This is a genomic window from Vibrio sp. T20, from assembly GCF_007858795.1.
GTDB lineage: Bacteria > Pseudomonadota > Gammaproteobacteria > Enterobacterales > Vibrionaceae > Vibrio > Vibrio satsumensis.
This window is the reverse complement of record NZ_VFEB01000250.1, coordinates 48,872-59,646: the sequence shown is the minus strand read 5'-3', so window position 1 is coordinate 59,646 and position 10,775 is coordinate 48,872. Positions and strand designations below refer to the sequence as shown.

Below are 10,775 nucleotides of genomic sequence, written 5' to 3'. Positions count from 1 at the left end.
AACTATCCTGCCAGAGGGGGTGACCTGTTTTACTCGATATTGATTTGCCAGACAAATCTTCCAATTTTTAAAGGATTGAAACAATGTTGAACTCTCGTATCTATAAGGGGGGGCTATAATAAATACGTTTGTGGTGTAAAATTTAGTAAGTAAGACGTGATTAAATTTTCTCTCCGATACCTTTATTCAGGATGGGGGAGCTTCTCTACCTTGTCTACATCTATTCTTAGATCTAACCAGTCAAAGTTAACCTTTCCGAATATTATTATGTTATCACTGGGTTTTACATTTAAACCATTCCATATATTATGTTCTATTTTTATTTGAATTCTTCCTGTTTTGTCTCTGAAGCTATAGAGATTATTGTTTGGGGACTCAATTGAAGTAATAATGCTACCAGTTAGCTCTACATTATGGCCATCTTTTACTGAAAGAACATTATCTATACTCTTTATTGTATCGGGTTCATTGAAACCTGAGGAGGCACCCGTAGGTATGAGAGTTATAACCCATACTAAAAGCGATAGGTGATTTTTTAATTTTACCATCGAGTTGTTTTTTGTCACTGATCACGGTTCTCTAACTCACAAATGAAATCAAATTTCGTGATTTTAATGTTTGTTTTGTTAGGTTTGTCATGGATCTCAATAGCTTTGCCTTCACATTTTTCTATAGATGAAAAAGACTCGTTTACATCGACTGATGCAGTAAATGATTCTCCATTAAGAACTATACTTAAAATAATTGTCAAACTATAAATATAAATCACTATTTGAAATTAACTTGATCCAACACGCTTGATTTAAATCTGGTAAATCTACATGATGGCCATAAATAATTAACCATTTATGGCTAGACTGCCATGTTAAAATCATATCCGTTGAAAATTTCTTTTACTGAAACTGGATGAGAAAAATAGTAGCCTTGAAAGTACTTACAACCTAGATTTTTAAAAGTATCTAGTTGAGCTTTAGTTTCTATTCCCTCAACAATCAAGGTTTTGCCTTCGTTCTCACACATTGAAACTATTACCTCGACTATTGATCTTAAGTATAAATCATCTATTCCCTCTGAGAGGAATCTATCTAATTTCAATCCTGTAAGATTAAAGTTATGTAAACATTCTAAGTTAGAGTACCCTTTACCAAAGTCATCTAAATAAACACTAAACCCCATGTTTCGAATAAAATCGATATTTTTAGATACCTCGACTATGTCTGCCGGAATACTCTCTGTAATTTCAATTACAATAGCACTACTATTAATGTTTGAGGCGCGACATTTTTTATAGAATAATGAAAAAACATTCAGATCGAGTAGCATGCTCATTGGGACATTAATAGAGAAAAATAGCTCTTTTTTATAGTGTGCGTCAATGATTGGCTTAGCGCTTATGATGTGGGACATTATCATAGAGTGAAGTCTATTTGTTTGGTTGTTTTTATTTGCACAATCAATGATTAGCTCAGGGTTGACATGACCAAGAACATCACTTTCCCAGCGTAATAGTGATTCCATGGCTACAATACTTCTATCCTCACCATTAACAATAGGTTGGAACTTAATATTAAACAAATTATTAGCCTGAGAGGCTTCAAACAAAAGAAGTTCGTCTAATATTTCGTTTATAAGTATGCGCTCAGTTAAAGTATCCATCAATTATCCTTCTTGAAAATTATTGATAACTAATTGTTGCACAGGTTCTTATTTGACTCTTACCATATCGCGCCAAATTTTTTTTTGGTTCTAACATTAAATTTAGTTATCCATATTGGGCAGTATGCTGTATAAAAAATGCATAATTTATTAAGCAGTTACGCCAATAACATCTTTGGAATGTAAAAAGTGAACACTCTAGACTGAGCGCATCTTCATAATGAAACTCTAAGGAAGAGGGATGAAGGAGGGAGGAGGGCTGACTAATATGAAGTTTTTCATGGTGACATGCTTAGCCAATGAATAATAAAGTTAATACTCTATTTTTATGAGGTGTTTAAGTAGAAACTATCTTTCTGATATTTTAGTTTTAATTTCTATTAGTAGATTATAGCTCTCAACAGACCAAAACTAGGTATGGATATTAAAAATTAATAACCTATTGATTTTCTGTTGGATTTACCTTTGGTAAAGTAGATTGGTAAGTTTTTGGGCTGACACCACTGACTCTTTTAAATGCACGCGAAAAATGAGAGATGTTCGTGTAACCTAATTGGCTAGAAATATAAGTTATACTATGGCCATCTTCAATTAACTCACATGCAATAGACATTATTAATTTTTCTTTTATACGTCGGTAGGTCATATTTTCTTTGTGTAATTTCCTTTGAAAAGACCGGATGGATAAGTTGAATAACTTGGCTGCTTCTTCGAGTGACAGATCCTGTTCCTTAATATATGGCTTAATTAACTCGCAAACGTTGTCGCTGAAGTTAGTAGACCAACTTAAGGAGCTAGGTTTAGGGGGTATATCTTTAAATGAAAGGCGAATTGGTAGCTGCAATATATCATTGGGGATCAATACGGCGGTTGATTCTTGGTCGACAAAAATCTGGCATTGTTCTGGAACGATGGATTGAATTAAGTTGCTATCTTGTCCTTGTAAACGAACTTTGGTTGGCTCCCACGATGACTGTGACAAGATTCTGATTAGTTCAATAATATAAGTTATCACAAATATTTCTTCATATTGGAGGTTGATGCTTTTACTCGCGGAGGTGCCTCTTGATAACCAGCTCATCCCGTATTCCCGGGTGAAGTTAACATTGCTACCAGGAGAGTCTTGTGAAAAAATAGAATTAACATGTTTTAGAGAGTCTCCAATGGTCTTAAACTCCAAAAAATTATGTAAAATATTAGGGATTATCTTGTCTTTAAAAGCCAAACTTAGTGCTTCACTAAATTGATGAACGGTCAGCTGTGATGATGCTTTAAAGATTAAACGTTTAATAGTTTCTTGCGGGATATAATTGCTTTTAGATTCAATTAAGTTTGGAGGAAGGAAAGAATCTTCAATTAATCGGTGCGTGTCGAGACCATAGTCACTAAAAATTTGTATAAGTATTTTCGCATATTTAGTTTTTATTACAGATGTTGCATAGGTAACTTTGGTCATATAGTAACCCTTGTTAAACGTGAATTATTTATGTTCATGCTTTAATAAGGTGTCCATTTTAATATCGGTGTACATTATTGGAATAAGCAGCTTCTCCGTATATTATTAACCTTATTAGTTGGGTTTGTTTATCATTTTACGACATGTGTTACAAAAAGTTGATTATGGAATTTTTGAGTATAAATAATTAATTATGTGGGTATGCTGATTGGGAAGAGAGTAAGATAGATATATTGTATGATTGGATTAATAAGCGGTTATATCTATCTTGGCATGAGTGTTTGCTAGTTATCTCTACATGTATCAAGGCTCCATATGTGTGTGTTTACATATTCGCTATACTTTATTAATACTATAAATAGGTAATCGTAGATTTTGGTAAACGAGTAACAAACCCAAGAAGAACAATGTAATATCTAACCGCTTTTAATCACTCGAATGACCTGTTACGCGTTTGAAAGCTCGACTGAAATGTGACAAGTCGGAGTAGTCTAAAAGTGAAGCGATCTCAGTTGCTGAGTGAACCCCTTCGGATAAAAGATGATTAGCAAATTTTATGTGAAGATAATCTCTAATCTCTCTAAAATTTGTACCTTCTTGGGTTAACCGTCTTTGGAGTGTGCGTGGTGCGATGCCTATAATTTCTGATATGTAGTTTATTTCAAGCTTTATTGTACCAACATATGCTTCTAAACCTAGGATTAAAGATGTGGAAAAGGGGCTTGCGGGATCTATACTTTGACGTCTTACGCTACTTAACCTGTTGGAGGAGAGGGAGCAAAAGTTAATATTACTTTTTGCATCAATATCTAGAATTTTTATCGAAGTGTTGTTATTGCTATAAACAGTATTGCTGCCAATGTAACTTGTTACAATCTCTGAATATATACATTCAGGAAAGCTAAACGTTGTAGCTTGAGGCTTCCAGGGTTTACCTATCACGTATTCTACGAACGAAATGAAAGAAAAAACAGTTATCAGTTCAAAGCTTATATCTAAATAATCATTTAGACTTCTGCGAGCCATTGTTCTCCATAACATAATCAAGTCGGTTAGAGTTATTTTTTATATAAAAGTTCGTTAAGTGAGGGTGATTTAGTAGTCCTAGCTTTAAAGATCGTAAAGCGTGCTCAAGTGTTATGTCTGTATCCGCTACGTATTGTAAGCAATATCGACTGATTTCTTGTCCACAATTTTTAAGATATGATATGTAGTCACTTTTGTTAACTTCAAGAGATATTGATTTGAACAAGCTTAGAGTTGCGTTTTCGGGTATAAATTCTGCTTGGTACACTAGTTTTTTTCTTCATAGGAAGGTGCTTACTACCGTATTTTATCCAACTTGAACCATTGTTCAATTGAGTTGAGGCAATAGATAAGAGCGTATCGATAGTTTCAATTCGTATTAAAGGGATTACTTTGTCGGAGGTTAATAAGGTAGTTTGAGCCATATTATTTCACTTTTTATCGTTTGGTGACTGTTGCAACCGAATGTATATTAGTTTTCTTGGTATTCGCCCTGTTCGGGCCGACCAAAGCTAGGTATGAAATAGTCATACGCTAAATCGCAGTTCAGTTGTTATTTTAGTGTGATAATTTAGACGTGTTTCAATTGATTTTTTAAGTATAATTATTCAAAGAATTTGAATTTCTTAAGGATAACTTACTTAGAGTTCACTCTATGGTGTATAAACTGAGCCACTTGTGACGTCTATACTTGAGTATCAAGACAGATTAGAACTTTGGATACTAGGCTCTTACGTGTAGGAATTAGCAGAAATAAACTGTTGTCTATACTCTAACAAGCAGATGGTAAAAGAGAGTTACTATCGCTGGTATTAAAGAGCAATGAACCTTCTAATTTGATTCGTGAACGCCGCTCATAAAGAATAGTTCTTAATTTTATTTGAATAATTAAAGCTCCAGACGCTTTGTGGCTTCCAGTAAAGCTTGGATTTGTGTTTTAGCTGTTCAACTTCTGCCTTCAACCTTTTGTTCTCTGAACGATCTTTTCTTGATGAGATTGAGAGTTGTCAAAATGAGAAACTAACCAATCAAGCTCGCTTTTAGTCAACCGTTCAAGCCAGATTACGTCCTATTCTCCAAGTGTTGCCATAGGAATTCTCCTTCTTTTTTTCTTAGTATATCGAAATGCGAGAGCACATCTAGGTGCGATTTGTCGGCGTTATTTGTTATGTCACTAAGTTAAAAATACCTGTAGGTTTAGCTTTGATTGAGTTCCACTTTATCCGCACTTGGGTAAGTGATTTAACTGCGAGAGATAAACTTTTCATGTTGAATTTATTGCTTCATGAAGGGGTAGGAACTGAATACAGTTTGTCGGTTAAAGAGTCCTCGCTATGGTTTGCTTTTCCAAAAAGTATGGTATAGACAAGCCTTACCTCACTCGTTAAACAAGGCGTGTTGCAGAAACATCGAATTGATTTGAGCAACTATTACTATCGCTTTTCTATGTACACAGCATTGATGATGTACATGGTGCGGAAAAAGTTGGATCGATATCATTGACAGCTCTAGTTACTTCGGGCGTTTGGTGTTGTTCTGGCTGATATCCAAATCATCAACCGGTATCGTTGCTCCTGGAATTAACGGGTTAGTTAAATTTTTCGGCGTGGGTGTTGATGGTGTTATTAATAATTACTATGAACTTCTTTTCTCAGGGAAGGAGGGTGGGCTTGCACATAACTCTAATCTGCTATTGGAGCGTCATCAATCAAATAATGCTTATGAATAGGTGGTAATTCAATAATTATGCAAAAACAAGAGAGCATTGGCTGATATACATTCTGATTTTTTCAAACCAGCCATTGCAAACCACTTGTTGTCCAACTTATCTATACACTGTGTCCAGCACTCAGATGTTAATCTTCATTTAGAAACACTTTGCCCTTTCTCTAAGCTTACCTGTAAACTCTTGCTGAAGAAGTTGCTTGTAGCGAACAGCGAATTAGTCAGGAGCTATCTGAAGTCATTGTTCAGGTAGTGAAAAAGCTTAAGTTAGATTTTGATGCATCGTTTACGTTTTCAAGTTACTGATAAAGCATTAACAACTGGGATTAAGATACGAAAAAGGGACAAAACGAAGCTGGGTAGGATTTATAATAGATAGTGGTGCATGTAATGCGACATCATTATAAAGAAAGCAAAAAAAAGGAGCATTGCGCTCCCTTTTGTTTAATGTGATGCAGCCTGTTTTAGTTGGTACAGTCCACTAAATCGTCACCACCACTTGACCAAGTGCCGCACTGCTTGTTGTGTGTGCCATTTGGGTAATAGGTAGAAATGGTGTAAGTGTCATCTGAATCGTGACTGGAGACAATTTGCTCTCCACCGTTAAGCGTATCGCTAGTGTACTCGTTCATTACGCGAGACCAAGAGGAAGCGCCGTACCCCTCACTGTTATCAAAAGCTGTCGCTATATAGTTAAGAGCATCCAGCTCGGACCCATCAAGCTTTTCGATATCATCACTAAGTCCAATTAGATGCTCCATACCAGATGAAGCCCCATTGTTATAGCTGTGAGTGGATTGTGTATATGGTGCGTCGGTGCCAGAATGGTAGACTTTGGTTAGAAGTGACTGAGCAATATTATTATTGACCCTATCTAGTTGCTTGCAACTATCCCAATCCGAGCTAAGCATGACACTCGCTGTATTGGATACACCATAAACTACTGATCCGCGTTGGAGGTATGTCTCGCTAATACCGCAACTGTGCTCCGGACTGTCAGTCGACCAATTGTTTGTCGCGTGAAAGCTAACCATCTCTTCGTATTCGATATCATCAGTAAAGCGTGTGGCTTGAGATTGTTTGCTGTAAAGAGCCTGCTTTAAGCTAAGGTCACTAGACATGGCTTCGATGGTTTCCAGCCAGTTACCAATCTCTGCTTGTACGAACTCACGGCGATACCAATTGTCATCGTATTCGTCATTTCCCTCTCGTTTCATCCCTAAAAAGTATTCAACAAAAACATAGTTAGCATCGGGGTAAGCCTCTTGAAGCTCTAAGGTTTCAGCGTAAGACGCTTGCAGTCCCGGCACTAAATCCTGTGCAAGTTGGTGTAAGTCTGTATCCCCACTTTCTACGTAGTCACTGTAGAGTTCATCAATGGTCACGTTATAGCGTTGAGCAACTCGAATTTCTTGTTGCTCTAATCGTGTGGTGATGTCGTTACGTAAATGCTCTTGCGCAACAATGGTGTCGCATGATAAAGCAGTTCCGGTGCTTGCTAGTTCCTTTTCAACAGAGTCCCAAACGATGGAGGTGAGTGGTGTTAAGTTAAGTAAATCTTCATCGGTGCTCATTGCAAAACTAGGAGGGGACACCATGGTGTACGCTTCTGTAATCGGCGTGTCAGGGAAATCTGAATCAATAGCACCAACAGGAACATGAGTGACTGTTGGTACGTACTGTGAGCACTCAGAAAGGGTATTGCTTACCTCTAGGTTGAAATCCCCATTCTCACCAGTGATTGCATTTGGCTCTCCTTCGTCAAGTTTGCCATTAAAGTTTAAATCTAGAAAAACGGTAGCGCCTGAGATGTAACCGTCGATGACTTTACCAGACATGGTTTTAGGGGCGCTTCCACCGTCAGGGCTAGAGCCTCCACCTCCGCCGCATGCGGCAAGGGAGGTGGCGATTACTGAAGCTAAAAGTGTTCTAACATGTTGATTCATTTGCTTTTCCTTATTTATAAACAAAGTTATTATTGCAAATGCGCACCAGTGCAAACGTGACTTGAACGTGTTTTATAGGATGGTATGCATTTGTTTTTACTTAGCTGATGCCTCACTATTTGAGTGATTTAGTATGGCGTGATGAGGTCGTGATTCCTTGGCTATAGTGAAAATATGCCCGCGAGCCAAGGTGTGGTTGAATAGGTTGAAGTCTTCTGGATAGTCGAAATGAAAGGTGAGAACTTTCAGTTCCACGATTTCACTCAAAGGTAGGTCAAGGTAGTTATTAAGTTGGTTTTTATAAGTTAAATAGAACTCGCCAGACATCATGTAGAGGCCGATTGGAGAGGCTTGTTTTACGAAATCACCGGAGGTCAGGGTGAGTGTTATTTGCCTTTGCTGGACAAGGGCCACTGCAATAGGCTCAAAGTACCTTTCGATGGGCTTAGGGTGATTCAAAGTATTGGTGATTGATAGTATTTTGCACGCTCCCCCTCTTGGGGGCTTTGTTCCAGTATAAGAGCGTGGCTGAATGTCTAAAATGCTAAAAGCAGAGTCAATGGCGTGCTGAAGTGATTGAGGTAAATGTTGATTGAGTATTGATTTTGCTAATTGCAGCAAAAGCAACTCTCTTGCTCCTAATGGAGGGGAAAAAGGGGCTCTACGGCGATAACCGTAAGGCTTACTTCGAGTATCTTTTTCTACATCGAGGTACTCTACGATAACGTCCAGATTACGTTGGACGCTTCTTATGCCGCGATATATTCCTGCATTAGCTAGTTCTGTTTTCAGCTCATTTGCTGTCGCCTTTCGCCCTTGCGGGATGCGCTGATACAGTTCAAACGCTAGAGATAACTGCTCGGTTACGTTGGCTTTATCGTTTGTTGTCATGATTGTATCGATGCTGGTGGTTTGTTAGTGGGTTACAAACCATGCTAATGATGGATGCGTCATTATCTGACCGATTGAAGCTTTAGTTGCTCGTTATTTTAATCTCGTCATAAGCTTCCATTTGTAAGTAAGCGACTAAGTTACCTTCCCAGAGAGAGTAAAACTCCACAATGGATTTATCGTGGCAGCTTTGCCATCCCATAGGTGCAACGAACGTTTGTCTGTTAGCAATATCAAAATCCACATTACGCTCTAGCTCTGGGTAAACGTTGCACATGTAAGCAAAGTCAGTAAGGTATTGGATTTGATACAGGCTCTCTTCTTCTTTCAAAAGCACGATTTCTACCGGGTAATAGCTACCAGCATCAACATTGTAAGTGGTATCTCGAAAGTTAATGGTGAGGCTTTCACATTCCCTCTTGGTTGGGCTTTGTTTGCAGAGGGGCTCTATCTTTCTTTTCAACAAGCTTTTGAGTTTTTGAAATACGGGGGAGTATGGTGCTGTGATGGTCAGTGTTTGTTGTTTCATGGTCTTTTCCTTTCAATAGCTATCTATTCGGTTGGATGATATGTATCTGAGATTGGTTTCAATCGAATGTGGTTGGGATGGTTGAAGTAAGGAAAAAGCACTACTTGAATCGACTGACGATAGTTAGTGTCTGGTATCGAACTGTGATGCCTTTAGGTGATTGGTGAATACAAAGAGCCTGCTAATGAATAGCGACTGCACTTCAGTCATGTTGAGCTCGCTTCGTTGGATGCCTGGTTGATAGAACCATTGGTGTTTGGAGTTAAAATATAGAGATACTTCAACGCTCTCAGCTTCTGGTGTTGGGTAATCAAAAGAAGCGATGAATCGCACCTCTCAGGGTTCATTAGGATTAGCTCGTTCAAGCTGTACCTCTATGGGTTGTATCCCGCTTCGGTTGTTGTAGAAGTTTGCGACTTTAAGGTTAAGCGCAACTCGTCTAGTTTCTGTGGGAATGTCATATTGCTCAATCAATAGCTCGATAAGCTGGTGGAATAGGTCTAGTTTGAAATGTCGCTTGATAACACTATTCATAGCCAACCTCTCTCAACAAAAGATCCACAGTCACTGCCCACCACAATGTGTCAAGCACCCGCTTCACCACTTTTCGTGGATACACTTAAGCGCTGTCAATCGTGCCCAAGAACTGCTCATTAAATTCGATCTGTTGAGTAACATCACCCCAAAGACTTCTCTCGTATGTTCCAAGCTTGAAGCGTGTAAAGGCTTTCGTGTCATTCGGACGAGTAAAAGAATCTCCACTCACTAAGTGGCTCTCTAGTATCTGGTGCTCTGTGATGGAAGCGCTGAAGGTATATAGCGTTTCCATATCTTCTCCTTGTATCAATAAAAGGAATACTCAGGGGTGATATGGATATGAAAAACTATTCAATCGAATGTGAATGACACCACCTGAAATAAGTTGAGATAAAAAATGCGCCATAACGTCTTTGTTTGAGTGAAATCAACAAAAGCAATCATCATGAATTCAAACCATTCGAAAACTGGACATCCCAATCACTTGATGAGGTTAAAAGAAGTAATAGAAAGGTTTCAGTGGGTAAATCGAACATCTGCATCGGTGGAGCATGAACTGGATGAGTGGATTGATAATCGAATGTAGTAATTGAGGAGGAGGCCAGTAGCGAAGGCTACTGGCGTTGTACCGCTTTTAGCAACTTAGAGGTAATCTAGAGAGAGGTATAGTGCTTTAATAGTTGTTTATATCTTTGTGAGTATGCTGTTTTGCCAGCCTCTAAGTTGACGAAGCATACTATGTTTTTTTGCTTTCCATTTACCTAATACAAACACCTTCATGCTGTCGTACTAATAGTTAAGTCGTATTCCCTTAAACTCTCATTTCAGTCTTAAATGAAACCACAAATAGGTAATCAATCAAATATGCACTTGTGTTTACTGCAATTATTAATATATGATGCGAAAATGTTTGGGTTTGAATGTATTCCGGTTAATTATGCCTATTGGTTTAAGATTAACTGGTAAAGGAGGGGGATATACGTACGTTATGTAATCAATAATCAATAAT

The 10,775-nt window shown here is 38.0% G+C and carries 10 protein-coding genes; all 10 read right to left on the bottom strand.

Translation table 11 applies throughout. The annotated features are described in order from the left end of the window. Nucleotides 1-182 precede the first annotated feature (182 nt). The 10 genes from FTW16_RS22725 to FTW16_RS22685 all read right to left on the bottom strand — a co-directional run bounded on the left by FTW16_RS22725 (nucleotide 183) and on the right by FTW16_RS22685 (nucleotide 10,058). Nucleotides 183-566: a YgiW/YdeI family stress tolerance OB fold protein gene (locus FTW16_RS22725; protein WP_146492538.1), complete on the bottom strand. Its 384-nt coding sequence runs from the start codon at nucleotides 564-566 to the stop codon at nucleotides 183-185. Between the two features lie 286 nt (nucleotides 567-852). Next, nucleotides 853-1,656: an EAL domain-containing protein gene (locus FTW16_RS22720; RefSeq protein ID WP_146492537.1), complete on the bottom strand. Its 804-nt coding sequence runs from the start codon at nucleotides 1,654-1,656 to the stop codon at nucleotides 853-855. 439 nt (nucleotides 1,657-2,095) lie between these two features. Further along, nucleotides 2,096-3,112 (bottom strand): helix-turn-helix domain-containing protein, encoded by a 1,017-nt coding sequence (locus FTW16_RS22715; RefSeq protein ID WP_146492536.1) that lies wholly within the window; start codon nucleotides 3,110-3,112, stop codon nucleotides 2,096-2,098. Between the two features lie 426 nt (nucleotides 3,113-3,538). Beyond that, nucleotides 3,539-4,138, bottom strand: a complete 600-nt coding sequence (locus FTW16_RS22710; RefSeq protein ID WP_186728105.1) for a helix-turn-helix domain-containing protein — start codon at nucleotides 4,136-4,138, stop codon at nucleotides 3,539-3,541. Nucleotides 4,139-6,327: 2,189 nt separating this feature from the next. Further along, nucleotides 6,328-7,809: a hypothetical protein gene (locus FTW16_RS22705; RefSeq protein ID WP_146492534.1), complete on the bottom strand. Its 1,482-nt coding sequence runs from the start codon at nucleotides 7,807-7,809 to the stop codon at nucleotides 6,328-6,330. Between the two features lie 96 nt (nucleotides 7,810-7,905). Next, the gene (locus FTW16_RS22700; protein WP_146492533.1) at nucleotides 7,906-8,700 is read right to left on the bottom strand and encodes a hypothetical protein; all 795 of its coding nucleotides are present in this window, start codon (nucleotides 8,698-8,700) and stop codon (nucleotides 7,906-7,908) included. An 82-nt stretch (nucleotides 8,701-8,782) separates the two neighbouring features. Next, nucleotides 8,783-9,229 carry a DUF2787 family protein gene (locus FTW16_RS22695; RefSeq protein ID WP_146492532.1) on the bottom strand — a complete coding sequence of 149 codons (447 nt, stop codon included), beginning with the start codon at nucleotides 9,227-9,229 and terminating at the stop codon, nucleotides 8,783-8,785. Between the two features lie 123 nt (nucleotides 9,230-9,352). Beyond that, nucleotides 9,353-9,562, bottom strand: a complete 210-nt coding sequence (locus tag FTW16_RS25005) for a DUF2787 family protein (protein WP_409994459.1) — start codon at nucleotides 9,560-9,562, stop codon at nucleotides 9,353-9,355. A gap of 3 nt (nucleotides 9,563-9,565) precedes the next feature. Beyond that, a complete protein-coding gene (locus FTW16_RS25000) occupies nucleotides 9,566-9,763 on the bottom strand; it encodes a hypothetical protein (protein WP_409994458.1) in 198 nt (65 codons plus the stop codon). Nucleotides 9,764-9,848: 85 nt separating this feature from the next. Further along, nucleotides 9,849-10,058, bottom strand: a complete 210-nt coding sequence (locus FTW16_RS22685; RefSeq protein ID WP_261383514.1) for a hypothetical protein — start codon at nucleotides 10,056-10,058, stop codon at nucleotides 9,849-9,851. Nucleotides 10,059-10,775 lie beyond the last annotated feature (717 nt).

What these genes read in the sequence shown, in the direction of transcription:
- FTW16_RS22720 (WP_146492537.1), bottom strand. Translation starts at nt 1,656, where the DNA reads ATGGATACTTTAACTGAGCGCATACTTATAAACGAAATATTAGACGAA.
- FTW16_RS22695 (WP_146492532.1), bottom strand. Translation starts at nt 9,229, where the DNA reads ATGAAACAACAAACACTGACCATCACAGCACCATACTCCCCCGTATTT.
- FTW16_RS22685 (WP_261383514.1), bottom strand. Translation starts at nt 10,058, where the DNA reads ATGGAAACGCTATATACCTTCAGCGCTTCCATCACAGAGCACCAGATA.
- FTW16_RS22705 (WP_146492534.1), bottom strand. Translation starts at nt 7,809, where the DNA reads ATGAATCAACATGTTAGAACACTTTTAGCTTCAGTAATCGCCACCTCC.
- FTW16_RS22715 (WP_146492536.1), bottom strand. Translation starts at nt 3,112, where the DNA reads ATGACCAAAGTTACCTATGCAACATCTGTAATAAAAACTAAATATGCG.
- FTW16_RS25000 (WP_409994458.1), bottom strand. Translation starts at nt 9,763, where the DNA reads ATGAATAGTGTTATCAAGCGACATTTCAAACTAGACCTATTCCACCAG.
- FTW16_RS22710 (WP_186728105.1), bottom strand. Translation starts at nt 4,138, where the DNA reads ATGGCTCGCAGAAGTCTAAATGATTATTTAGATATAAGCTTTGAACTG.
- FTW16_RS22700 (WP_146492533.1), bottom strand. Translation starts at nt 8,700, where the DNA reads ATGACAACAAACGATAAAGCCAACGTAACCGAGCAGTTATCTCTAGCG.